General features: G+C 62.1%; 19 protein-coding genes and 1 pseudogene. 14 read left to right on the forward strand and 6 right to left on the reverse strand.

What is annotated here, in order from left to right; all coding sequences use genetic code 11:
- Positions 1–26 precede the first annotated feature (26 nt).
- Together U5775_RS30565 and U5775_RS30570 are read left to right on the forward strand one after the other, a co-directional pair.
- Positions 27–1,007 carry a fumarylacetoacetate hydrolase family protein gene (locus U5775_RS30565; RefSeq protein WP_322061863.1) on the forward strand — a complete coding sequence of 327 codons (981 nt, stop codon included), beginning with the start codon at positions 27–29 and terminating at the stop codon, positions 1,005–1,007.
- Between the two features lie 149 nt (positions 1,008–1,156).
- Positions 1,157–2,428 carry an MFS transporter gene (locus tag U5775_RS30570; protein ID WP_322061864.1) on the forward strand — a complete coding sequence of 424 codons (1,272 nt, stop codon included), beginning with the start codon at positions 1,157–1,159 and terminating at the stop codon, positions 2,426–2,428.
- 199 nt (positions 2,429–2,627) lie between these two features.
- Here the strand turns inward: U5775_RS30570 and U5775_RS30575 are convergent, their stop codons facing one another.
- The gene (locus tag U5775_RS30575) at positions 2,628–3,281 is read right to left on the reverse strand and encodes a TetR/AcrR family transcriptional regulator (RefSeq protein ID WP_322061865.1); all 654 of its coding nucleotides are present in this window, start codon (positions 3,279–3,281) and stop codon (positions 2,628–2,630) included.
- 230 nt (positions 3,282–3,511) lie between these two features.
- Between U5775_RS30575 and U5775_RS30580 the strand changes: the two genes are divergently transcribed.
- The 5 genes from U5775_RS30580 (at position 3,512) to U5775_RS30600 (ending at position 11,656) form a co-directional block, all read left to right on the forward strand.
- Positions 3,512–4,483, forward strand: coding sequence for a helix-turn-helix transcriptional regulator (locus U5775_RS30580; protein WP_322061866.1), 972 nt, complete (start codon positions 3,512–3,514; stop codon positions 4,481–4,483).
- Between the two features lie 850 nt (positions 4,484–5,333).
- On the forward strand, positions 5,334–7,094 hold the full coding sequence (locus U5775_RS30585; protein ID WP_322061867.1) for an FAD-dependent monooxygenase: 1,761 nt from the start codon (positions 5,334–5,336) through the stop codon (positions 7,092–7,094).
- Positions 7,078–7,620: a VOC family protein gene (locus U5775_RS30590; protein WP_322061868.1), complete on the forward strand. Its 543-nt coding sequence runs from the start codon at positions 7,078–7,080 to the stop codon at positions 7,618–7,620. The genes U5775_RS30585 and U5775_RS30590 overlap by 17 nt, the downstream gene beginning before the upstream one ends.
- Before the next feature lie 49 nt (positions 7,621–7,669).
- Positions 7,670–10,333, forward strand: coding sequence for an alpha-ketoglutarate dehydrogenase (gene mdeB / locus U5775_RS30595; RefSeq protein WP_322061869.1), 2,664 nt, complete (start codon positions 7,670–7,672; stop codon positions 10,331–10,333).
- A 33-nt stretch (positions 10,334–10,366) separates the two neighbouring features.
- On the forward strand, positions 10,367–11,656 hold the full coding sequence (locus U5775_RS30600) for a 2-oxo acid dehydrogenase subunit E2 (protein WP_322061870.1): 1,290 nt from the start codon (positions 10,367–10,369) through the stop codon (positions 11,654–11,656).
- A gap of 8 nt (positions 11,657–11,664) precedes the next feature.
- Here U5775_RS30600 and U5775_RS30605 read toward each other — a convergent pair whose 3' ends face one another.
- On the reverse strand, positions 11,665–12,333 hold the full coding sequence (locus tag U5775_RS30605; RefSeq protein WP_322061871.1) for a helix-turn-helix domain-containing protein: 669 nt from the start codon (positions 12,331–12,333) through the stop codon (positions 11,665–11,667).
- 316 nt (positions 12,334–12,649) lie between these two features.
- Here U5775_RS30605 and U5775_RS30610 point away from each other — a divergent pair, with 316 nt between their 5' ends.
- The 6 genes from U5775_RS30610 (at position 12,650) to U5775_RS30635 (ending at position 18,630) form a co-directional block, all read left to right on the forward strand.
- A complete protein-coding gene (locus U5775_RS30610; RefSeq protein ID WP_322061872.1) occupies positions 12,650–14,008 on the forward strand; it encodes an MFS transporter in 1,359 nt (452 codons plus the stop codon).
- Between the two features lie 123 nt (positions 14,009–14,131).
- Positions 14,132–15,382: an MFS transporter gene (locus tag U5775_RS30615; RefSeq protein ID WP_322061873.1), complete on the forward strand. Its 1,251-nt coding sequence runs from the start codon at positions 14,132–14,134 to the stop codon at positions 15,380–15,382.
- Between the two features lie 96 nt (positions 15,383–15,478).
- Positions 15,479–16,573: a porin gene (locus U5775_RS30620; protein WP_322061874.1), complete on the forward strand. Its 1,095-nt coding sequence runs from the start codon at positions 15,479–15,481 to the stop codon at positions 16,571–16,573.
- 166 nt (positions 16,574–16,739) lie between these two features.
- The gene (locus tag U5775_RS30625; RefSeq protein WP_322061875.1) at positions 16,740–17,342 is read left to right on the forward strand and encodes a VOC family protein; all 603 of its coding nucleotides are present in this window, start codon (positions 16,740–16,742) and stop codon (positions 17,340–17,342) included.
- Positions 17,258–18,220 carry a fumarylacetoacetate hydrolase family protein gene (locus tag U5775_RS30630; RefSeq protein ID WP_322061876.1) on the forward strand — a complete coding sequence of 321 codons (963 nt, stop codon included), beginning with the start codon at positions 17,258–17,260 and terminating at the stop codon, positions 18,218–18,220. Before U5775_RS30625 ends, U5775_RS30630 begins: the two co-directional genes overlap by 85 nt.
- 32 nt (positions 18,221–18,252) lie before the next feature.
- Complete coding sequence (locus tag U5775_RS30635) at positions 18,253–18,630, forward strand: nuclear transport factor 2 family protein (RefSeq protein ID WP_322061877.1); 378 nt, start codon at positions 18,253–18,255, stop codon at positions 18,628–18,630.
- A gap of 11 nt (positions 18,631–18,641) precedes the next feature.
- Here the strand turns inward: U5775_RS30635 and U5775_RS30640 are convergent, their stop codons facing one another.
- The 4 genes from U5775_RS30640 to U5775_RS30655 all read right to left on the reverse strand — a co-directional run bounded on the left by U5775_RS30640 (position 18,642) and on the right by U5775_RS30655 (position 22,191).
- Positions 18,642–18,767, reverse strand: a complete 126-nt coding sequence (locus tag U5775_RS30640; RefSeq protein WP_322061878.1) for a hypothetical protein — start codon at positions 18,765–18,767, stop codon at positions 18,642–18,644.
- Between the two features lie 115 nt (positions 18,768–18,882).
- Positions 18,883–19,695 carry an acetoacetate decarboxylase family protein gene (locus tag U5775_RS30645; RefSeq protein WP_322061879.1) on the reverse strand — a complete coding sequence of 271 codons (813 nt, stop codon included), beginning with the start codon at positions 19,693–19,695 and terminating at the stop codon, positions 18,883–18,885.
- A gap of 31 nt (positions 19,696–19,726) precedes the next feature.
- Positions 19,727–20,548, reverse strand: coding sequence for an alpha/beta hydrolase (locus U5775_RS30650; RefSeq protein ID WP_322061880.1), 822 nt, complete (start codon positions 20,546–20,548; stop codon positions 19,727–19,729).
- Complete coding sequence (locus U5775_RS30655; protein WP_322061881.1) at positions 20,545–22,191, reverse strand: FAD-dependent monooxygenase; 1,647 nt, start codon at positions 22,189–22,191, stop codon at positions 20,545–20,547. Before U5775_RS30655 ends, U5775_RS30650 begins: the two co-directional genes overlap by 4 nt.
- 778 nt (positions 22,192–22,969) lie before the next feature.
- On the opposite strand from U5775_RS30655, the pseudogene U5775_RS30660 reads away from it, so the two are divergent.
- Positions 22,970–23,473: pseudogene (locus tag U5775_RS30660) on the forward strand (transposase); the annotation flags it as partial.
- Positions 23,474–23,479 lie beyond the last annotated feature (6 nt).

Raw genomic sequence — 23,479 nt, forward strand, 5'->3', positions numbered from 1 at the left:
CTCGTCATCCAGAGAGCCAGACCAGCATGAAACTTGCGACATGTTCAAAAAGCGGTGTGCGCATCGTTGGGGTCGTCGATGTCGATCGCGACGTCGTTATCGACCTGCAGCAACTTCATCAAACGCTCCACGGGAGCCGATCGGCCGTACTGGCCAGCATGCTGGACCTGATCGAAGCCGGCGAGCGCGGGCTTGAGCTCGTGCGCTCGCTGGTCGAACGCAGCGATCCGGGCGACGCTGACTACACGTTTGCGCTAGCCAGCGCGACATTGCTTGCGCCGTTGCCGCGCCCGACCCAATTGCGTGATTTTTCGGTATTTCCGGCGCACCTGAGGGGCGCACCCAAGGGACTCGCACAGGTGGCCCTTGCTGCGGAAGGGGCCAATGCCTCGTTCAAGGCGGCGGGCGAAGGCTATCCCCCGATTTACGACAGAGAGCCAGTGTTCTATTTCAGCAATCGTATGAGCGTGGCGGGACATGGCGCCACCGTTGAGTGGCCGCCGGCAGTGAAGTTTCTCGATTTCGAACTCGAGATGGCGGTATGCATTGGGCGGACGGGCAAGAACATAGCGGCTTCGCTTGCAGCAGAACACGTGTTCGGCTACCTGATTTTCAACGACGTCTCGGCGCGCGATGCACAGGCAAGACAGGTCCCGGCAGGACTGGGACCGTGCAAAGGCAAGAGCTACGACGGCTGCAACATCCTCGGTCCGTGGATCGTGACACGCGACGAACTGCCCGATCCTTACCGGTTGAATGTGGAGGTACGCGTCAACGGCGAAGTCTGGACCCGCTCGACGACGGCTGACATGCTGCATCGCTTCGAAGACATGATTGCCTTCGCCAGCGCCGGGGAAACCGTTCACGCGGGAGAGGTGTTCGGCTCCGGTACGGTCAGTGGATGCTGCAGCCTGGAATCGGGCCGCTGGATGAAACCCGGAGATGTGCTGGAGTTGACGATTGAGGGGATCGGCACGTTGGGTAACCGCTTCGGTACAACCAGCTAATACGCTACGTGCTTTTTCGCGCCGCGTCGTCTGCGGCCTTCTTTCTCGCATTTTCTCGCATCCACCGGAAACCGTCCCCTCGGGGCAGGCACCGCATCTCGTGGCCGGGCGAGCGTAATCATTAAATACTATGTCCCAGGAGACGAACCATGAACCAGGTTGCGCAGCCGTTTGAACCGTCAATCAGTGAATTCAACTGGAAGTCGAGCGGGGCGGCGGTTGCCGTGACGGTCGGGTTTCTGGTCGGGCCTTCATCGGTGATCGGACCTCCGCTCGGGCTTTTCATGTTGCCGGTCGCCGCTGAGTTCGGTATTGGTCGCACGGGCTTTTCGATCCTGATGTTAATGGCTGCATGGACCGCCGCGTTCGTCGCGCCGTTCGCCGGAAGGGCGATTGACCGGTACGGGGTGCGTCGCATTGTGTTGCCGGCGGTGTTTCTGTTTGGGCTGGTGGAAATGGCGCTGGCGCTCGCGCGCGGCTCGGTCCTGGTCTATTTCGGTATCTACATGCTGGTGGGTGTGCTTGCTGGCGTGCAAAATCCGATTGCCTACGCGAAAGTCGCGTCGGTGTGGTTCAGGCGGCGACGCGGTCTCGTTCTGGCAGTGGCAGCCGCGATCGGCAGTGGCGGTGGCGGCATCATCGTGCCGCAGATTGCCGCGGCCGCAATTGATCGCGGAGGCTGGCGAGCGGGCTATGTTGCGCTGGGTATTTTCATTATTATCGTCGGCGTGCCCATCCTGTTCGCACTCCTGCATGAGCCATTGGTGCATCACGATGCGAAGACGCTTGCCGAGCCCGGGGTACCCGTGGATTTGAGCGGTTCTACGCGAGCTGAAGCAATCCGTTCCCGCGTTCTGTGGCAGATCATCGTTGCCATGTGCCTTTCGTGCGGCAGCCTTTTTGCGTTGTCAGTTCATGTGCCGGCCATGGTCGCCGAGGCGTTTCATACGCCCGCAGTCGCGGCAACGTTTCTTTCGATTTTTGCGGTCGGGGGCGTTGTCAGCCAGTTGACTTGTGGTTTCCTGCTTGACCGGCTCAACTCGCCGAAGGTGGCTGCACCGTATTTCTTCGCTGCGTTTCTTGGCGCCGTTGCAGTCGCACAGGTGTCGAATCATCCCGGTCTCATGCTGCCTGGAGCGTTTTTGCTGGGCATGGGGCTGGGCGCTGATATTAGCGTGAGCGCGTATTTCGTCTCACGGTTTTTCGGCTTGCGAGCGTATGGGGAAATTTACGGCCTGGTGTATGCGTCGATTGTGGCAGGCGCGGGGCTTGGGCCGGTGCTGGTCGGTATTGCGTTCGATCGGCTGGGTTCCTATGACCATGCGTTGACGGGTTGCGCGATTGCTTTGGCGGCGTCCTCGCTTCTAATCGTGCTGCTGCCTCGCTATGTCTTCCGGATCGCTGGAAGTCACGCGAATTAGACACCCGTAATATGGACGAAAATCATTAGTGATACATGGTAAAGGTGGAATCCGGCATTCCGCAATATCGGTGTGCTGTGTGGAAGGCGGCAACAGCTTACGCGCGGCGTACCGTCCAGTGCAAAAATGCGTGATCCATTCATGCGGGAGCGGCCGCACGATACGAGAATCGTGCCAGGTGAAAAGTCATGCTGTCTCCTTATGGAGAGACCCGGCTAAGTCCCTTGTAGACGGCCTTCGCTGCGACCAGCAACTCATCTACCTGTACCCCGCCGGCAGGATAGCGCCGTACGAGAACGAATAGCCCCTCGATCAGCATCGCAATCAGGCCAGCGCGGATCGCGCACTCACGTTGTGTGCAGGCTGGATTGATCTCCGCGATCAGATCTTCGACGATCTTCGTGCCGTCCTGGTACGCTTTGGTCTCCAGTTCCCGCGCAAACGCTTCGTTACGTGCCATCGCCCAGACCTCGACCCAGAAGGCCGCGACCTCCGGCTTGCTGAACTCACTGAAGGACACTTCCATCAACGCGTCGAGGCGGGCTTCCGGCGGCAGGTGACGATTCGACGTTACTCCGGCGAAGCTTGCCGCATATCGGTCGATCAACGCTCCGATGGTTGCATGCAGCAGTTCTTCGCGTGTGCTGAAGTAATGCTGCAGGGTACTCAGCCGGATTCCGACCTCGGCGGCGACGCGGCGCGTCGTAAACGAGGCATGGCCGTCGCGCGCGAATACGCGTGCCGACACGTCGAGTATCTCCGGAATCCGGGTTCCTCGATTCCCTCTTTTGGCCACGCGTGGGGGGGCGGTTTCTCCCAGCAGATCGGCAGAGTTGATATGCAAGGCTTTCATGGTCGGAGTCATCATATAATAAGTCGAATGACCTATTATAGGTGGGACGAAACGCGGATTTCGGCCATTTCTCCGTAAATTGTGCCATCGATGCCGGAATTGGACCGCGATCCGGGTATTTACTAGCTATCGTAATAGGTCATTTGACCGCTAAATAACGAAAAATCCGCGATCGAAGCGGCGCTCCGCCACCTTACGAATGTTGGCCAGGAGCATCACCGGAGATAACCATGGCCTATGCAGTCCATCCCTCGCTTGTCGCTACCGGGCGTCAGTCAATACGCGTGGCTGCTCTGGATCAGGCCGCTGGCCTGACGTTCGAATGCGAAGAGGCATCCATGAACGTCGTCCCGGTGTTCGAGTCGGACTGGTGCAACGTGCTCCACCTGTTCGCGGGCACGCATCGTCATTCGGTGCACATGCAGCGTGACGAGCATACGCTGCTGGTCTTTGACGGCGGCAGCTATAGCGATGGGGAGCGGCGCGTGGACGGCATCAGGATGGGTTCCCAGGGCCCGCTCGACGGTGGCGTGGACATCGTTGCCTCTGGTAGCCAGTTGAGGGCGTGGTCAGGGTTGACGTCTCACGTCGGGTGCACGTTCATTTCGCTTGATGTCAACCACGACGAAATTGTCGGCCGGGAAAGGGGCGCGGACCGGCGAACCTCTCTGCAGAGCGGTGTCGGACTCAGAAACGATTTACTGGTCGCGCTGGCGGCACGCGTGCGTGGGCTCAGTGCGATGAATTGCGAGGACGTTGACCCCGTACATGCTGAAACGGTGCTGATGCTCATAGTCCAGGAACTGTCGAGGGTCCAGGCTAGTGCGAATAATCGCGCACTCCCTGCGTGCCGCGGCGGATTGTCGGCGCGGGCGAAGCGCGTTGTCCGAGACTTTATCGCGCAGAATATCGAACTCAGGATCGACCTCACTATGCTCGCCGAACAGGTCGATATGAGCCGGTTTCATTTCTCCCGTGCGTTCAAGGTGTCGTTTGGCTTGCCGCCGCACAAGTATCTGATGAGCGAGCGTGTACGCAAGGCGTCCGAATTGATGCGCCAGACTGACGACTCGATTACCGATATTGCATTGCAGGTTGGCTGCTCGTCGTCGAGCGAACTGGCACGTCTGTTCCGACAACTGCTGGGCTGCACGCCGCGTGACTATCGAATTGGCTTGGGCCGGTCGACGCCAGTCGACTAACCGACGCAGATACTCCAGTCGCAATTTTCTCCGTCGAACGTTCGCTGGCTCGTTCACCCATGCTGGCTTCGATCCGTTTCAGGATTCGCCGGCTGTGGTGGCAGTGTCGCTGCGCCTTAGGATAAGGTTCGAGTCCTCTGTGGCGAGATCGCTAATCGTGCCGTATATGAAAAATTACGGATGATTAGCATTTCATAATATATGGTACGGTCGACGGTTTACCTTCCCCATGGCTGGCGACTCACTCGCGTAATCTCATTCCCCGCAAGATACGGCTAAAACCGCAACAACCGTCGAGCGCGATGCGTAGCGTGCAAATAGAGTAACACGGACGATGGCCTCGCAGCGGTGAGCCATGGTTTCACGAACATTTGCATGCTTTCGAGACACTGACCATGAACGCCAATCTCGCCCCCCGGCGTACAGCATCGACTTGAATTCGTTTGGCGCTGGCCACTCCCGCAGGAAACTATCGAATCGCTGAGCGGCGTTCCCACGTTAAATTTCCCGGGGCGCAACAGAGGCGAGGACGAGGTTTGCACAAAAAAAGCAGATGCAGCCAGGCGATTTCGATGAACTGCCGCATTGCGCCGAGTTTTCGGAGATGGAGTGAGCTGCGCAGCAAGTATCGCTTGGGCACGATGTGCCGGCGCAACAACAGGGATGGGTCGCCGGGCAATACGCAGCACTTCCTGCTCGATCGCCTAAGCCATGTGATGGCGCCCTCAGAATTTCTGCCTGAAATAATACATGCCCAGGTATTTACCCGTACGGTTGCGCAATATATTGACTAATAGTCAATACAAACATAGACTCGATCCATCTTTTGATAGATGTGATGGAGGAGCCAATGAAACAAGCAAGCACCCAGCTCGAGACGGATGTATTGATCATCGGTGGTGGCCCGGTTGGGCTGGCGTCCGCTATTTTTCTCGGTAAATTAGGTGTAAAGGCATTGTTGCTAGAACGCCGCTCGACGACGTCGACGCATCCGCGCGGACACATCGTCAACACGCGCTCAATGGAGATCTTACGCGGACTAGGGCTCGAGTCTGACGTAAAGTCAATTTCATTGCCGCCGGAACGATATCGTGGTGTGGTATTCAGGACGCGGCTCGCCGGCGACGAACTGGGTCGCATCGAGACGCGCGGCGACATCGAGCACGATTGCCTGATCGATAGCTACAGCCCGACCATGAAAACCTCGTGTCCTCAGGATGTGCTCGAGCCGGTGCTCAGGCAGCATGCCGAGGCGCAATCCGGCGTCGACGTGCGTTTCGGTGTGCAGGTCAATGCGCTGCGCGAGCATGCGAGCGGCGTTACCGCCACGCTCGTCGATCTGCCGGAGGGCGTGCCGTACGAGGTGAGCGCGCGCTATGTGATCGCCGCCGACGGGGCTCGCAGCCGCACGCGCGACTGGCTCGGTATTGCCATGCGCGGGGACGCGTCGATGGGCAACCAGATGGGCGTCTACCTGAAGGCCGATTTGTGGCCTTGGGTGCATGACCTGCCGTATCTGCTGCTGTGGATCTACAACCGGGACACGACCGGCGTGTTCATCTCGCTCGACGGACGGCATCGCTGGACCTACAACTTCGCGTACGATCCCGCGACGCAGTCGCCGGAGGACTTCACGCCGGAGCGCTGCGTAGAGTTGATTCGCGCCGCGGTCGGGGCGCCCGATCTGCCCGTTGAAATCTGCAGCGTGCAACCGTGGCAGATGCAAGCGCGCACAGTCGAACGTATGCGCGTGGGGCGCGTGTTCCTTGCAGGCGATGCGGCGCATCCGCTGCCGCCGACGGGCGGCCAGGGCATGAATACGGGCTTCGGCGACGTGCAGAATCTGGCGTGGAAGCTGAAGCTCGTGCTCGATGGCGTTGCGCCCGACGCGCTGCTCGACACCTACGAGGCCGAGCGTCTGCCGACCGCGCGCTTCAACGTCGAGCAGAGCGCACGCAACGCCCAGAAGATGGCGGAAGCTGGGCTCGCAGGCATTTTGCGCAACGATCCGGGTGTCGGCGAGCGTGTCGAGGCCCCCGACAGCGGGCCACTGCGCGCGCAACTGCGCGAGGCGATTGCCGCGCAGCGCGAGCATTTCGAGTACAACGGCCAGACCTTCGGCTATCGTTATGTATCGGACGCAATCATCGACGACGGACTTGCGTGCCCGGCATTCGACGTCGCGCACTACGTTCCCAACGCCAGTCCAGGCTCGCGTGCACCCCACTTGGGGATCGGCGATGGCTGTGCGCGCCTGTCGATACTCGACCTGTTCGGCGGCGCGCATTTCGTCATGCTGACGACGCCGCATGGAAAGCCGGTATGGCAATACGCGCTCGAGGACGCGCAGCGTGCGGCAGGTTTCGACGTGCGCGTCGTGTCGATCGGCGCGGGCGGCGACTATGCGGCAGACGACGACACGTTCGCGACGCTTTACGGAATCGGCGGGACAGGCGCAGTGCTCGTGCGCCCGGACGGCCATGTGGCATGGCGATCGAATTCGCCTGTTGCGCAGGACATTCTCGCGCAAGTACTCGCGACGGTGCTCGCTACCGCGCAACCTGGCTGTGCAGACGACGTGATGGGGTGCTGCGATGCCGAATCCGCATGACACCATCCGCCCGATGCGGCTTGCGCATGTGGTCTTTCGCACGCGGCAGCTCGATTCGATGATCGCATGGTACGAGGCGGTGCTCGGTTCGCACGTCGTGTTTCGCAACGACCACATCGCGTTTCTCACCTACGACGACGAGCACCATCGCATTGCGCTGATCGCGTCGCCGCAGCTCGCCGAGCGGCCGTCCGGCGTTGCCGTGGGCTTTTATCACGCGGCATTCGCCTACGCGAGCCTCGTTGCGCTGATGGACAACTACACGCGTCTTAAGCGACTTGGTATCGAGCCGTGGCGTTCGATTCTCCACGGGCCGACCGTCTCGCAGTACTACCGCGATCCGGACGGCAACGACATCGAGTTGCAGGTTGATGCATTCGACACCGCGCAAGCCGCGACCGACTGGATGCGTGGCGAGGCGTTCCGCCGCGATCCGATCGGCGTGTTGTTCGATCCTGAACGCATGATTGCACGCCTCGCATCAGGCGAGCCGGAAGATCGCCTGATGCGCAGGCCCGACGCATGACTGCCTGCGGCGTCTGCATGTTCCTTTTCCTCTCCTGTTCGAGCTGACCATGAAGATCGACCCGAATGAAATTTCCCCGCTCGCTGCTGCGGGCCACGACGCTGACCCGCAGGAAACCGCCGAGTGGCTGGACGCACTTGAAGGCGTGTCCCGCCACGCAGGCGAGGCGCGCGCCGGATTCCTGCTGGAGCGCCTCGCGGAGCACGCCCATCATCTCGGCGTGACGACGACCGCACATCCGTATTCCGTGTACCAGAACACGATCGCGCTCGAAGATCAGCCTGCCTATCCAGGCGACCTCGCGATGGAAGAGCGCATCACGTCGATCGTGCGGTGGAATGCTCTCGCCATGGTTGCGCGCGCAAACAAGGCGTATGGAGAGCTGGGCGGACACATCGCAAGCTACGCGTCGGCGGCGGAAATCTTCGAGGTGGGTTTCAATCATTTTTTTCGTGCGGACAGCGAGACGGCCAAAGGTGATCTCGTGTACTTCCAGCCGCATTCGGCCCCCGGAGTCTACGCGCGTGCATTTCTCGAGGGGCGTCTCGACGAGGCGCAGATCGCCCGTTACCGGCAGGAGGTCGATGGCGGCGGACTGTGCTCATACCCGCATCCCTGGCTGATGCCCGAGTTCTGGCAATTTCCGACCGGATCGATGGGCATCGGGCCGATCAGCGCGATCTATCAGGCGCGCTTCCTGCGTTATCTCGGACACCGTGGCCTCGCGCCCACCGACACACGGCGCGTGTGGGGCGTATTCGGCGACGGTGAAATGGACGAGCCTGAATCGCTCGCCGCGCTGTCTCTCGCGGCACGCGAGGGACTCGACAACCTGACCTTCGTCATCAACTGCAACCTGCAGCGCCTGGACGGACCGGTGCGAGGCAATGGCCAGATCATCCAGGAGCTTGAGGCGCTCTTCGCCGGTGCGGGCTGGAACGTCATCAAGGTGGTGTGGGGTTCCGACTGGGACGCGCTGTTCGCGCGGGATCGCCATCACGTGTTGTTGCGTCGCTTTGCGAACACGGTCGACGGTCAGTATCAGACGCTTGGCGCCAACGACGGCGCCTACAATCGCGCGCATTTCTTCGATCTCGATCCAGAGTTGCAGGCGCTTGTTTCACACATGTCGCCTGAGGAGATCGACGGGTTGCGGCGCGGCGGCCACGATCTGCGAAAGCTGCACGCGGCATTCGCAGCCGCCGCTGCTCATCGCGGCCGTCCGACCGTGATCCTCGCCAAGACGAAGAAGGGCTACGGGATGGGACAGGCCGGCGAGTCCCGCAACACGGCGCATCAGCAAAAGAAGCTCGATGTCGAGGCGCTCAGGGCGTTCCGCGACCGTTTCGGGTTGCCGCTCGGCGACGAGGCGCTCGAAGCCATGCGTTTTTATCGGCCCGAGGAGGACAGTGCGGAGCTGCGCTATTTGCGTACGCGACGAGAAACGCTTGGCGGCTACCTGCCGCGCCGTTCGACCCGCGCCGAGGCCGTGCCGGTGCCGCCGCTCGCTTCGTATGCGCAGTTTGCACTCGGGCCTCAGGAGCGCGAAAACTCGACCACGACGGCCGTGGTCCGGCTCTTCACGAACCTGCTCAAGGACAAGACGCTCGGGCCGCGCATCGTGCCGATCGTCGCCGACGAAGCGCGCACGTTCGGCATGGCGGGACTCTTTCGCCAGGTCGGCATCTACTCGCCGCTCGGGCAGTTATACGAGCCCGAGGATGCCGGCTCGATGCTCTACTACAAGGAGTCGAAGGACGGCCAACTGCTCGAGGAGGGCATCACGGAGGCCGGTGCGATCTCGTCCTGGACTGCCGCCGCGACGTCGTACAGCGTGAACGGCGTGGCTATGCTGCCGTTCTACATCTACTACTCGATGTTCGGCTTTCAGCGCGTGGGTGATCTCATCTGGGCCGCTGCCGACCAGCGTGCGCGCGGCTTCCTGATCGGCGCGACTGCGGGGCGCACGACGCTTTCGGGCGAAGGGCTGCAGCATCAGGACGGCACCAGCCACGTGGTCGCGGCGACGGTGCCGAACTGCCGCGCCTATGACCCGGCGTTCGCGGGCGAGGTGGCTGCGATTGTCGACTATGGCGCGCGACGCATGCTCGAGCAGCAGCATGACGAGTTCTACTACCTGACGGTCACGAACGAAAACTACGCGCAGGAAGAGGTCGCCTCCGAGGAGTACGACGACATCGTCAAGGGTATGCGCCGCTACGGTGTGCGCGGCGAGGGGGCACCGTCCGTCCGGTTGCTCGGCTCCGGCGCGATCCTGCGCGAGGTGATCGCGGCTGCCGAACTGCTCGCGAACGATTGGGGTATCGCCAGCGAGATCTGGAGCGTGACGAGCTTTTCCGAGCTGGCGCGCGACGCGCGTGAAGTCGAGCGCGAACAGGTGTTCGGCGCGGGGGCGACCCGCGAGAGCCATGTGGCGCGCTGTCTCGTGGGCGCTGCGCCGGTAGTGGCCGCGACCGATTACGTGCGTGCGTATGCACAGTTGATCGCGTCGTATATCACGGCGCCGTATCTCGCACTCGGCACGGATGGCTTTGGGCGCAGCGACACGCGCACTGCATTGCGCCGGTTCTTCGGCGTGGATCGCCATCACATCGTCGTTGCGGCGCTGGCGGCGGTGGACAGGACAAAACATGCCGAAGCGCGCACGCGTTACGGGATCGACGCCGCAGGTGAGGCGTCGTGGCAGTCATGAGCCGCACGTGATCTAACGAAGCAGGGGGAGTCGATGCAGTCAATCAGGGTTCCCGATATCGGGGACTACCGGGACATTCCGGTAATCGAAGTGCTGGTGCGAGCCGGCGACACGGTGAATATCGACGATGTGCTCGTCACGCTCGAATCCGACAAGGCGACAATGGACGTGCCGAGCAGCCACGCCGGCACGATCGGCGAAGTATTGCTGAAACCGGGCGATGTCGTGTCGGCGGGAAGCGAAATCGCTCGGCTGGCAGCGGTGGCGAAAGAGATCACCAAAGATGCGGCAGCCGCTACGGCCACAGCGGAAGCGCGGCCGCTGGCTGTCGGGGGCGGCGTGGCGCAAGTCGCCGCGCAGTCAGACGTTCATCCTGTGCCGCCGCCGGCACCCGTTCGTGGCGCTGGCCACGCGAACGTCGCGGCGGGGCCATCCGTGCGCAAGCTCGCCCGCGAGCTGGGCGTCGATCTAGCGGACGTGAAGCCCGGCGGCCCACGCGGCCGCGTGGTGCGCGAGGATGTGCTGGCGCACGCGAAGGCTGCGCTCGCCGCGCCACGGCCCGCGGCGGCGGCCGAAAGCGGCGGGTCGGGGCTGCAGCTCCTGCCTTGGCCTCAGGTCGACTTTGCCCGCTTCGGGCCGGTCACGCGCGAACCGCAAACGCGGATCCGCCGCTTATCGGGCGCCAATCTGCATCGCAACTGGGTCACGATTCCGCACGTCACGAACTTCGATCAAGTCGACGTCACCGAGCTTGACGCGTTGCGCACGACCTTGAACCGCGAGGCCGGTCCGGATGCAGCGAAGATCACATTGCTCTCATTCGTGCTGAAAATCTGCGCTGTGGCGCTCCGGCGATTTCCGCAATTCAACGTGAGTCTCGAAGGCGGAGAAGTCGTGCGCAAGGGCTACTGGCACATCGGCTTTGCCGCGGATACGCCCGCCGGGCTCGTGGTGCCAGTGGTGCGCGACGTCGAGCGCAAGGGTGTGCGCGAGATCGCGACGGAGATGGCCTCGCTCGCGGCCGCTGCCCGCGCCGGCAAGCTCGCCGCGCAGCAGATGCAGGGGGGATGTTTCTCGGTGTCGTCGCTCGGCGGAATCGGGGGCACGCATTTCACGCCCATTATCAACGCGCCGGAGGTAGCAATCCTCGGCGTCGGCCGCGCGACGATGCAACCGGTCTGGAGCGGCAGCGCATTCGAGCCGCGTCTGATCGCGCCGCTGTCCTTATCGTGGGACCACCGCGCTGTCGACGGCGCTGAAGCCGCACGCTTTCTCTCCTGTATCGCGGCGCTGATGAGCGACTTCCGACGTGTGGCGCTGTGACGACTCGCCTAGAGGGGGCGCCGCATCACGAGTTTCACGCCCGGATCAATCAGCGCGTAGTTCGCGAGCGTCGTGCGCAGGTTGGCGACGCTGGTGTCGATAAGCGGCTGCTCGCCGATTTCGGGATGCTGTATCCACGCGATCAGCAGTTCGTCGATGAACCCGATCCACGCGCGAATCAGTGCGTGGAGCTTCGGCGTCGGCGCTTCGATCTCCAGGTAGCCGCACAGCAGGTGAATTGCGCGGCGGCGCGACTCTTCCCAGACCGCCTTGACCTCGGCGTCCACGCCTGCACCGCCGCGTGAGTTCCCGATGAACGAGACGCGCCGCGAAGACACAGAGTCGATATGGGACTTCAGGAACGCGCGCACGGCGGCCTCGGATGTGGCCTGGGGCGGCACGCTCAGATGTGCGGCGTCAACGCGTTCAGCTGCCCGGCGCGTGACGGCCAGCAGGAAATGGCGCTTGGTCTTGAAGTAGTGGAACAGCAAGCCGTGGGCGACGCCGGCCGCCTCGGCGATGTCGTCGATCGACACCTCGTCGAACGGGTATTGCGCGAACAGACGCTCGCCGGCGCTCAGCAGGCGTTCGCTGGTCTCGGCGTCGGCGCCGGTCTGACGAGTTCTAGGGCGCCGCAGAGTTGCGGTCGAGGTTTTCTTTGCTGCTCGAGTGGCCATGTTCGGGTGCGGGAGCGAAGGTGCTCGTGTGTTTCGCGATGCCCCAATGGAGCCATATTACCGACTTTTAGTCAATATTGCGTTTTGCCGGTGGCGCTTGGTCGGCAGGGTCGGTCATCATCGGGAATGATCGGGGGTTACCCGATATCGGTAAATCCGTTATTGACTTAAAGTCAATTACTGCATAGATTTACAAATAGTCCCACAGAAAACGGCATCGTCATACTGACCCTGTATTGACTCAAAGTCGATATCGGAATGCGCCGTTAGCCGCATCCTAAAAAATCGTCCCTCGGACGAGTTTCCGGAGACAGTCATGCGTTGGCCCAGTTTTGCGCCAGGTAGCAGTCAGGCGTTGTCGCTCATGCCGGAGCGTGCCGTGGTCCGCAAGGTTTCGCGCCGCCTGCTCGGCTTTTTGTTTCTGTTGTACGTGTTTTCGTTTCTGGATCGCATCAACATAGGCTTCGCCGCGCTCACGATGGTGCCCGACCTCGGTTTGAGCGGGGTGGAGTTCGGCGTTGCCACGGCGCTCTTCTACGCCGCGTACATCGTCTGTGGCGTGCCTGGCAACATCATGCTCGCTCGTCTTGGGGCACGTCGCTGGATCAGCGCGATCATGATCGCGTGGGGTGTGGCCTCGACGCTCACCTTCCTTTCGCGGGGACCGGCGAGCCTCTACGTTTTGCGCGTCGTCGTCGGTATGACCGAAGCGGGTTTTTTGCCCGGGATGCTGTTGTATCTGACCTTCTGGTTTCCGCCGGCCTGGCGTGCGCGCGCCAACGCGCTCTTCATGATCGCGCAGCCCGTCACGGCCGCGGTCGGTTCCGCGGTATCGGGTTACGTCCTGGCACTCGACGGCACGGTAGGGCTCAAGGGATGGCAGTGGCTGTTCCTGCTGGAAGGCATGCCGTCTGTCCTGCTCGGCATGATCGTTTTCGTGTGGCTCGACGATTCGCCACAGCACGCGCGCTGGCTCAGCGCGGCCGAAAAGCGTGCACTTCAAGCGCAGCTGACGCCGGCCGCGGTGCCCGTGTCTGCGGCATCCGCACCCCGCAGCCTCGTTGCCGAACTGCTTTCGCCCGCCGTGCTGCGTTTCTCCGTCGCGTACTTCTGCCTCGTGAACAGCCTGGCGATGATCGTGTGGATGCCGCTCATTATCAAGACGCTCGATGGCGTGCACGGAAATCGATCGGTCGGCATGGTGGCCGCCATTCCGCAGGCAGCGTCGATCGTCCTGATGATCCTGTGGGGCCGTCATTCCGACCACACCCAGGAACGACGCTGGCATCTGCTGCTACCGATGCTGGCCGCCGCGAGCGGTTGGCTGATTGCCGCGGCGCCGGGGCATACCGTTCTGCGGGTGACAGGGTTGTGCATTGCCGTGGCGGGGTCATACGCCGCAATGTCTATTTTCTGGACCATTCCCGACCGGTTGCTGAGCCCGCAACGGCGCGCAGTGGGCATTGCCGCCATCAACGCGATCGGCAACCTGGGCTCCGCGCTCAACCCGCTCGCGGTTGGGTGGTTGCGAGACTACACGCATAGTTTCGCGGCAGGGCTGACATTTGCCGCTCTGCTGCTCGCGTGCGGTGCGGGGTTTGCGCTATGGACGCCTGCGCGCAACGAGCCGGAGATTCTGGCTTACGACACCTCAACGAACGCTGACACGCAGTAAGCGGCCGGACGTGCTGCCCGGGAAGCATACGATTCGGGACAGAAATTTCACTTATATATAGGATGACGAATTAAATTTATTCAATAAAACATCGATAAAACAAGACTGGTTTGGAGAGAGACAATGAAAAGCAGTGCGTCAAAGGATTGGGATGCCGGCTACGAATGGAAAATCGTTGCGCTGTTGTCGTTGGGGTTCGGGTTGGTGGGCGTAGACCGGTTTTTGATCATGCCGCTGTTCCCGGTCATGATGAAAGACCTGGGATTGGATTACCGGGACATGGGTTACATCACAGGGGCGCTTTCGATCGCGTGGGGCGCGTCGGCGATGCTGACGGGCCGGCTATCCGATCGCATCGGACATCGCAAGGTGATCATTCCGGCGATGCTCGTGTTCTCGGTGCTCGTGGGGGCCAGCGGGCTGGCGGCGGGAGTGGGAAGCCTGATCTTGATTCGCGCCTGCATGGGGCTTGCGGAGGGTGCGTACGCGCCAGCCTGTATCACTGCGACGCTCGACGCGTCGAAGCCGGCTAGGCATGGCCTGAACATCGGTCTGCAACAGGCGGCGGCGCCGCTGCTTGGCCTGTGCCTCACACCGATCGTCGTGACGCAGATGCTGCGCTGGATCCCGTGGCATGCGGTATTTGCCATCGTGTCGATTCCCGGTCTCGTGCTCTGCTACTTCACCTGGCGTGTGCTGCGCGATGCGCCTCATCAAGTCAACGCGATGCAGGTGAACGAGCACATTACGCTGCCGCGCGCATGGCGTGAAGTGCTGGGTATTCGCAATGTGCGCCTGAACATGCTCGGTATGCTTTGCTGGATCACCGTGCTCACCGTCGTGGGCGCGTTCCTGCCGAGTTACCTCGTCGACTATCTGCATCTCGACATGGCACAGATGGGCTTCGTGCTCTCCGCGACGGGCATCGGCGGCGCGCTAGGCACGGTGATTATGCCGGCGGTATCCGACCGGCTCGGCCGCCGGCCGGTCATGGTGATCTCCGTGCTCGGCGCGCTTTTGATGTTCTGGCTGTTCGACGGGACAGGTCCGAGCGAGGCGCCATTGTTCTGCTACCTGCTCGCAACGATTTTCTTCGTATTCAGCCTGATTACGCTGACCGTCGGGCCGATCAGCGCCGAATCGGCGCCGCCTCATCTGGCGACCACGGCCTCAGGGCTCGTGATCGGCGTGGGGGAGATATTTGGCGGCGGCGTGGCGCCGGCGCTCGCGGGACACGTCGCGAAAGGCTTCGGCATTCAGTATGTGCCATGGCTCGCGATCGGCGCCCTCGCGGTCGGTCTGTTCGTCGCACTTGCGCTCAAGGAGACCGCGCCTTTGCGCAGTGGGGCAAACGTTGCGACAACGTCGCCTTGATCTCAACGCACCAGGCCAATCCGATGACGTTCCCGCGACCGCTTCGTCGCGACCGGAACTGCTTCGACCGGGTCGTACATAAACGAAGGAATATCAATGAAATACTCGACTAGTCTCGCCCTGGCGTGTCTGCTGGCATCCGGTTCGGCATGCGCCCAGAGCAGCGTCCAGATTTACGGGCTGATCGATGCCGGCCTGTCGTGGGTTTCGAACGAAGGCGGCCACAGCAACTTCAAGTTCGCGGATGGTATCTATACGCCCACGTTGTTCGGGCTGCTCGGCAGCGAGGATCTGGGCGGTGGCACCAAAGCCGTTTTCCGGCTCGAAAGCCAGTATCAGATCGGGGGCGGCAACATTCTTCCGGGCGAGGGGCTGTTCGGCCGCGAGGCCTACGTTGGACTTCAGGACACGCACTATGGCTCGCTGACACTCGGCAACCAGTTCGATTTCATGTTCGAGTCGCTCGCGCGCGCGCACAATGACCCGGCGTTTTTCTCGGGCGGTCTCTACGCGTTTCGTGCCGGGCCGTTTACAGGGCTCGACATTCCGAACAACCCGACGGGCGGTTTCGACTGGGATCGCCTCGCCGGGGAGCAGGTCCACAATTCGCTCAAATATCAGTCGCCGACTTGGGCCGGCGTGCGTGTCGGCGCCATGTATGCGTTCGGCGGCGTGCCGGGCCAGTTCAGCGCAGGCAGCGCGGTGAGCTTCGGCGTTAATTACGACCACGGGCCTTTCGGTATGGGTGGCGCATACACCGAAGTCAGGTATGCCGGCGCCACACCTGTCGATCCGCTCGTCCCGGTTCGCAACTGGGGTGTCGGGGCTCACTACGACTTTGGGAAGGTCATCGCCGCCGCGCTGTTCACAACGGTGCGCAACCGCTTCAACGGCGCGGCTGTCTATGCCGCCGAGGCCGGCGCGAGCTGGACGATCACGCCAGCGTGGACGCTCGCCGGCAACTACACCTACATGAAGGGCAACGACACGGTGTCGAACGCGCATGCGAACCAGCTTGCCGCGACATTCAGCTATTCCCTGTCGAAGCGCACGCTGGTTTATGTGCAGGGGATCTACCAGCGGGCGAATAGCGGCGCCGACGCGCTGATCTGCGGCGTGGTCGATGCCGACGCCGCGTCCAGTTCGCCGACCCAGGCCATTGCCCGCGCGGGGATCCAGACGTCGTTTTGAGGTAGAGCCGTTGCGTCAGCGGGCAGCGGTTGGCAATCGTGAGCAAGAAATTGTCGTTAGCGCAATTAACGTCAAACCTGCCGCCGAGGACACCTCTACAGTGAGGCAAGGCCATGCTGGCCCGCTATTTCGCGCGACGTGCGCACATCATCCAAGGAGACGCAAGATGATCCCGACACCCGCGGCACAGGCCGCTTCCGCCGTTGCCGACCGCCCAGTCGTGCCGTTCAAGATGGCGCATCTCGTGCTGCGCTGCGCTGACTACCGCAAGGTCGTGAACTGGTATCTGATCGTGTTTGACGCGCGCGTCGTGTTCGAGAACGACATGGTGACGTTTATCACCTTCGACGACGAGCACCATCGCGCGGCGTTCGTGAACACGCCCGATGCTCCGGTAAAGGCGCCCGGCCATGCGGGGATTGACCACGTTGCCTACAGCTTCCGCACAATCGGCGAACTCCTCGTGCACTACGAGCGGTTGAAGGCGGCCTCCGTGCAGCCGGTCTGGTGCATCAATCATGGCCCTACTACTTCGATCTATTACCGCGACCCCGAAGGCACGATGATTGAGTTTCAGGTCGACAACTACGCCGACCCGGCCGATGCCGCAGCCTTCTTTCATACGCCGACGTTTACCAATAACCCGCTTGGTATCGAATTCAACCCCGATGAGATGGTGCGCCTGTGGCGCTCGGGCAAGAGCGATGCCGAACTGTCCGTGCAGGGCACTGCGGCGCGCGGTGGCGCGCCTGTTGGCCCTATCCCCTGAATGAGGAGAAACGAATGAAACTGGCAACCTTCCAGCGTCCGAATGGCGCGACGTCGATTGGTCTTGTGACCGGTGACGGCATTATCGATGTCGAGCGCCACCTGCCCGATGCGCCGCGTGACATGATTGCGCTTATTGAGGCTTGGCCCGCGTGGCGTGCGCGCCTGCAGGCACTCGTCAATACCCGGCCTTTCGACCTGCGGCTCGCCGAGGTGACGCTGCTCGCGCCTGTGCCGCGACCGCGCAAGATTCTCGGTATCGGCCTCAATTATGCCGATCACGTCGCGGAGTCCAGCATGGAGCGGCCCGCGCATCAACTGTGGTTCGCCAAGATGCCGACGTCCGCTAACGGACCGTTCGCGCAGATCGATTTGCCGCGCGTTTCGACGGCGCTCGACTATGAGGCCGAGCTCGCATTTGTCATGGGGAAACGTTGCCGTCACGCATCTCGTGACGATGCGCGTGACGCGATCTTCGGCTATTGCGCTGCGAACGACGTGAGCGTGCGCGACTGGCAACTGCGCACGTCGCAGTTCACGGTGGGGAAGTCGTTCGATACGCATGCGCCGTTTGGCCCCTGGATAGTCACGGCGGACGAGCTTGGCGACCCGCACGCGCTCGGAATCCGTTGCCTCGTGAATGGCGAAACACGCCAGAATTCGAACACACGTCACCTGATTTTCGACTGCTTCGCACAGGTCGAGCACCTGTCCAGCGCGTTCACGCTCGAACCGGGCGACATCGTATTGACGGGAACGCCAGGTGGCGTGGGGGCGGCGTCAAAGCCGCCGCGTTGGTTGCGCGAAGGCGATCGCGTGCGGGTTGAAATCGACGGCATCGGTGCGATAGAGAACGTCGTGCGGCAAGAACCGGCGTGAACGACCTCCCCCTGACTCACAAGGATGACAAGATGAACGACGAAGCAGTAATGCGGGATATCGCTCGGCTCGAGAACGTGCGCTGCCGGGCATTGGTCGAGCGCGATTTTGATGTGCTCCGGGAACTCGTAGCCGACGATCTCGTGCACGTGCACGCCAATGGCAAGTTAGATGGGCGCGACGCTTATCTGCACGCCGTCGAAGAGGAGATTGACTTTCTCAGTGTAGAGCGAAAGGACCTCAACGTGCGCGTCTATGCGGACGTGGCAATTGCAACGGGGCACCTGCAACAAACTGTGCAACTGCGTGCAACGGCGCGCCGCATTCCGATGTCGATTATGACGACCCAGGTTTGGCGTCGCGGCCCCGATGGATGGCGGCAGGTGTCTTTTCAGGCCACCAACGTGTGACGGCGTAATACTCAGCCGTAGGGGCGTCGATTCCGTGTTGAGAGTTCGACGCCCGGCCGGCAGGTGGCCGCGTCACGGCCGGGCGCGGACAGCACCACGGACACCGCCCAATCAATATAGCGCTCGAGGTCGTCCATGCTCGCGCGCCGCACATGGATCCCGAGACTGAGATTCCGACCGCCAGGTCCACCGCGACGTCCAACCCGGCTACGAAATTCTCCTGCGTCGCGCTCGCCACGCAGGTCGCTCGAGTCACTCGAGCGCACGCTGATTGGCCAGATCGGTCGCACCCAAGGTACGAGCGAGTGACGATCTGCGCACTTCGACCAAAGGCAGCGCTGCAAGGCTGTTGACGATATGGAACATCGTCGGTATTTGCTCCCAGGTCGATTCGATGAATTCGACTGACCCGGTCGCGAACTCGAACGACTCGTAACGAAGGTCGACGCCACCAGCGGGTGAAATCACCATCTCGTCGATCGCAGCGGCGCCCACGGACCGCAGGCTGGGTTGATAGCGATGGTGAAGAAGACCGTCGTACGTGGTGCCCTGCGGCGGTGCGGCAGCGACGAGCTTGTCGAGGGTCATCTTCATGAACGTATGGCCGTCCCACTGCGCGCAATAATGGCGTGCATCGCGCAGCTCGCGAGCGCGCGGCAGTTCGCAATATAGCTTTGCGAAACCGAGCTCCTCGCGTCCGGTCAGGATCGGCTCCACCCGGTTCTCCCAAACTACGCTCAAGAAGGGGCCGCGCACGGTCTCGCGCCTGCCGCGATAGCGAACCGGGAACTTCACACTGAGCATCGCGTAGTCGCGTCCGGCGAGCCATTCGAGGGCGTGCAACACGGCGTGCTCGATGGTGACGACGGGCTCTCCGTCGAGCTCACAAGCAGGCGGGAGCAGCGTTTCCAGCAACCGCGCCTCGGTCAGAAAGCTAACCGAGGCCACAGTGCGCCTTGCGTGACTCATGTCGTAACGCTCGCCGGCCGGCCCTTGCCGGGGGCCGGCGCTGGGTCCGAAGACGAATGGCATTCGATGGCGCGGGCTGTTGGGCGTAAGACTCATTTAAAAATCTCCTTATTGGAAGGAAGCGGACTCAGCAGTGCGATGCCTCGTGAAGCCCGTGCAGGAAGGTGATGAGCGCTGTGTTCACAGCGACTGGTTGTTCGAGCGGTGCGCAATGGCCCGCATGTGCAATCAAATGGCGTTGCGCGTTGCATGATTTGCGTGTGTACAGGTCGGCGATGTCGAGCGTCGAAATCGGGTCGTCGGCACCCCAAATTACCCCGACCGGCATCGTGAGCTCGTCAAGGCGTTCGACGATCGATTCGTAGCTGAGGCCGAGCTTGACCGCATGTGCCAGACCTTCGACAGGGTGGCGTCGAAACCGGACGAGCGCCTGCTCGACGAGTTCACGATGATGTTCGCGCGTATGCGCACAGAACATGCGACCGGCAACCCGGCGAAATACCGCCTCGATGCGGGCCTCGTCGCCAGTCGAGAGTTCGGCCGAGTTTTCGAGCATGCCCGCGCGAACGGAGTCGACAGGGCGCAGCGGTGTCGAGTTCATGATGACGAGCGCGCGCACTCGGTGGGGTGCCGCGAGGGCCGTCCGCGTAAAGACTGCCGCGCCCTGGCTCAGGCCCACGAGTATTACGCGCTGTTCGCCGAGTGCATCGATGAGCGCCAAGGTATCGTCGACGAGGTCGTCGATGCGCCAACCATCCGCTAGCCAGCCGCTCTGGCCGTGGCCGGGCCAATCAATGCGAACGCAGCGGTTCGTGCCGCTCAACGCATCGGATTGAGCCCGAAACATCTCGCGGTCGAAGAAGAGTCCATGTCCGAACAGTACGAGTGGGCCACTGCCTGTCTCGTCGAACGCATAGCGTACGCCGCGGATAGTGAGGGTCCGGGTCATGCGGACCTCCGCTGGTCGGGAGACGGGTGGCCGGTAATGTGCGTAACGAGCGCTTCGATGTCGAGGGGGGCGGTATCGGCGCGCCATGCGATGTGCTGGTCCGGGCGGATCAGCGTGAAATGGGCCCCGTAGCGCTCGCGCAGCGCGGGTTCAGGCAAGTGCAGGTATGAAACGGGTATGTGCTTACACAGTCGCCTGTGCAACAAGAGGCCGGGTTCGCGGTCGGTTGCCACATCGAGCAGCGTGTATTCCGCACCGAGGCGATCGTAAAGCGGTGTGCCGAACGTGTCGCGATACATCGGCGCTCGATGGCCAGGCAAAGCAGCGCCCTGATAGCGGGTGGGATCGTACGGTGGCGCGCGCGTGCTTTCTGCCGCAATGACCGGCGAATCCTCGTAGCGCTGGTCCAGAACCGTGCCATCGGAGCGCCACTGCGGTTCGAGGTCGCGCGCAATCGCCTCACCGAGGCGATTGCGGTCGTCGTCGGCACGTAGTGTCATCCAGGTCGCCAGCCGCGCGAATGTCGCATGCAGTCGTTCATAGTTCTGCCGGGCCTCGTGTGCGGTACGCGCAATCATCGGGAGGCGCTCGCGGCCGAAGCTGTCGAGCAGCGCATCGCCGGCCCAGCCGCGCAGCACATGTGCGAGCTTCCAGCCGAGATTGACGGCGTCGCCGAAACCGAGATTCAGATTGTGACCGCCGAGCGGAGGGATCGTGTGCGCTGCGTCGCCAGCCAGAAACACCGGGCCCGCTCGCAGCTCCGCGGCGATTTGCTCTGCGTAGGAAAACGGATAGACGCGCTCGAGTGTGTAGTGACAATCGGAGCCGAGCAGGTTGCGCAAGACGGGATGGGGATCGAAGCGCGATTCGTCAACCGGTTGGGGCGGTCGATATGTAAACTCCCAGCGATCGCCACAAATCAGACGCGAGGTACCGGGCGTTACGGTATCGGCGCAAAAATACATCACTGAATCGGCGATACCGTGGCTGCGCATGGCGTCCAGCAGATTCGGCGCGCGAAAGAAGATTGAGATTTGGCGTGATAGCGGTCCGGCACCTCCACAGGCAATGCCAACTGCCGTGCGCACGAAGCTGTGGCTGCCATCGCAACCGACCACGTAGCGCGCGTGCCAGGTGCGCGAACCCACCGTCGTCCGGCCGAAGACTTGCACCGTGCCGTCCGCGTTGCACAGCAATTCAGTCGCGCATGCATCGAAAGTTACGCGCGCGCCGAGTTTGCGTGCGTGTTCGAGCAGTACCTGCTGGACCTGACCTTGCGCGACCCAGAGCGCGTCTTCGGACGCGTCGGGCAACGTACGGCCCCAGCCAAGCCCCTCGGCGCGAGCGCAGGCAATCTGCCTGCCACCGTGCCGCTCGATTAGCGCAACGTTCGATGGCCAGCCTCGCGGCACGTAATTGATGGCCTTAAGCCGCTCGGAAAGTCCCCAGCGACGCATGTGTTCCATCGTGCGCTTGTTCATGTTCATCGCGCGCGTCCACCAGTGGCCGATGTCTCTGATGCCGTCGATGACCTGCACGTCGATGCCCCGTAGTCGCAGTTCGACGGCCAGCGCGAGTCCGACCGGACCCGCGCCGACGATCAAGACTTCCGAGGGTAGCGTGCGGTTGTCGTGTGCTTTCATGTCGATGTTTCCTTTGGCGGTTCAATGGCGCGTAGCGGCCAGGCTGACGCGATCTGCATAATGTGGCAGCCGGACTCGCGCGGCCGGGAGGCCCAGTGCGACGGCAGCCCAGGCGACCTCGACCTCGTAGGAAGCCAGCCGCCGCATTCGCTTTGCGAGCCGGCGAACGGCTGCGCGAGCTGGTTCACGGTTGTCATCCTTGACTGGGTGATGTCCGGCGCAGAGATACCGCTGGGAGGAGCGAGGCGGCCGCTGCGGATCGGTGTCGTGCGTAGCGCGACATAAATGTGCCGCGTTGCCGCTGAAGGGCCAACTTGAAACATGCGCAATTGCGTATTTATTGCCGATTTTTTTGCCGAGGCTCCTGGCGTGGTCCAGCGCAGAGCTTCTTTGTGGCGGCGTTGCGGGGAGATTGACGCTTCGTCGCAAGAACCGCATGAAGCAGCAAGATTCGTTATGTATTGCCGCGATGCCGTCGAAGCCGCTCCGCCATAGCACGCTATTTCGTCCGGGCAAGGCGAGGTTGGAAAAAGACACTTGGACTTCGGTACTGGAGCGGCCTGCACCCTGTTTTCCGCGAGTGCGTCTCGAAAAGACACGCGCGGGGCGTTAAAGTCAGGTCGAGTGGCCGATATGATTCATATGGAGAGTGAGGCTATTTTTCGACGATTTCTGGGCAAAAATTCGGTTATCTACCATCTGTCAAACCCGGTCACAGGTCACATGACCGTCTAGAGCGTGTTAGGAACTACGCACCAGACCAGATCATCCTGGCGGGATGACAAAACGCAGACCCTACCCGACGGATGTATCGGATGAAGAGTGGTATTTCGCTGCGCCTTATCTGAGCTTGATGAGCCAGGACGCTCCGCAGCGCCGCTATGAATTGCGCGAGATGTTTAACGCGCTGCGCTGGATCGTTCGCGCTGGCGCACCGTGGCGTTTGTTGCCCAATGACTTTCCACCGTGGGAATTGGTCTACCAGCAAACGCAACGCTGGATTCAGGCGGGTTGTTTCGAGGCCATGGCGAGCGACCTGCGTTCGATTATCCGTGTTGCGCAGGACCGTCGAGGTCAACCCAGCGCGGTCATTCTCGATGGCCGTACGTTGCAGTCGACGTGCGAAAGCGGTCCGCGCGCTGGCTATGACGGGTACAAACGCAAAAAAGGCAGCAAGGTGCCTATGGCCGTGGACACGTTGAGTCAACTGCTCGCGGTGCATGTGACGCCGGCCAACGAGCAGGAGCGCGCACAGGTCGGGGAACTGGCGCGACAGGTTCAGACCCTG

The sequence above is a fragment of the Paraburkholderia sp. J63 genome, assembly GCF_905220245.1.
Classification (GTDB): domain Bacteria; phylum Pseudomonadota; class Gammaproteobacteria; order Burkholderiales; family Burkholderiaceae; genus Paraburkholderia.

Excerpts from the sequence above, each read along its gene's own strand:
- U5775_RS30565 (WP_322061863.1), top strand. The coding sequence starts at position 27 with ATGAAACTTGCGACATGTTCAAAAAGCGGTGTGCGCATCGTTGGGGTC.
- U5775_RS30570 (WP_322061864.1), top strand. The coding sequence starts at position 1,157 with ATGAACCAGGTTGCGCAGCCGTTTGAACCGTCAATCAGTGAATTCAAC.
- U5775_RS30575 (WP_322061865.1), bottom strand. The coding sequence starts at position 3,281 with ATGAAAGCCTTGCATATCAACTCTGCCGATCTGCTGGGAGAAACCGCC.
- U5775_RS30580 (WP_322061866.1), top strand. The coding sequence starts at position 3,512 with ATGGCCTATGCAGTCCATCCCTCGCTTGTCGCTACCGGGCGTCAGTCA.
- U5775_RS30585 (WP_322061867.1), top strand. The coding sequence starts at position 5,334 with ATGAAACAAGCAAGCACCCAGCTCGAGACGGATGTATTGATCATCGGT.
- U5775_RS30590 (WP_322061868.1), top strand. The coding sequence starts at position 7,078 with ATGCCGAATCCGCATGACACCATCCGCCCGATGCGGCTTGCGCATGTG.
- mdeB (WP_322061869.1), top strand. The coding sequence starts at position 7,670 with ATGAAGATCGACCCGAATGAAATTTCCCCGCTCGCTGCTGCGGGCCAC.
- U5775_RS30600 (WP_322061870.1), top strand. The coding sequence starts at position 10,367 with ATGCAGTCAATCAGGGTTCCCGATATCGGGGACTACCGGGACATTCCG.
- U5775_RS30605 (WP_322061871.1), bottom strand. The coding sequence starts at position 12,333 with ATGGCCACTCGAGCAGCAAAGAAAACCTCGACCGCAACTCTGCGGCGC.
- U5775_RS30610 (WP_322061872.1), top strand. The coding sequence starts at position 12,650 with ATGCGTTGGCCCAGTTTTGCGCCAGGTAGCAGTCAGGCGTTGTCGCTC.
- U5775_RS30615 (WP_322061873.1), top strand. The coding sequence starts at position 14,132 with ATGAAAAGCAGTGCGTCAAAGGATTGGGATGCCGGCTACGAATGGAAA.
- U5775_RS30620 (WP_322061874.1), top strand. The coding sequence starts at position 15,479 with ATGAAATACTCGACTAGTCTCGCCCTGGCGTGTCTGCTGGCATCCGGT.
- U5775_RS30625 (WP_322061875.1), top strand. The coding sequence starts at position 16,740 with ATGATCCCGACACCCGCGGCACAGGCCGCTTCCGCCGTTGCCGACCGC.
- U5775_RS30635 (WP_322061877.1), top strand. The coding sequence starts at position 18,253 with ATGAACGACGAAGCAGTAATGCGGGATATCGCTCGGCTCGAGAACGTG.
- U5775_RS30640 (WP_322061878.1), bottom strand. The coding sequence starts at position 18,767 with ATGGACGACCTCGAGCGCTATATTGATTGGGCGGTGTCCGTGGTGCTG.
- U5775_RS30645 (WP_322061879.1), bottom strand. The coding sequence starts at position 19,695 with ATGAGTCTTACGCCCAACAGCCCGCGCCATCGAATGCCATTCGTCTTC.
- U5775_RS30650 (WP_322061880.1), bottom strand. The coding sequence starts at position 20,548 with ATGACCCGGACCCTCACTATCCGCGGCGTACGCTATGCGTTCGACGAG.
- U5775_RS30655 (WP_322061881.1), bottom strand. The coding sequence starts at position 22,191 with ATGAAAGCACACGACAACCGCACGCTACCCTCGGAAGTCTTGATCGTC.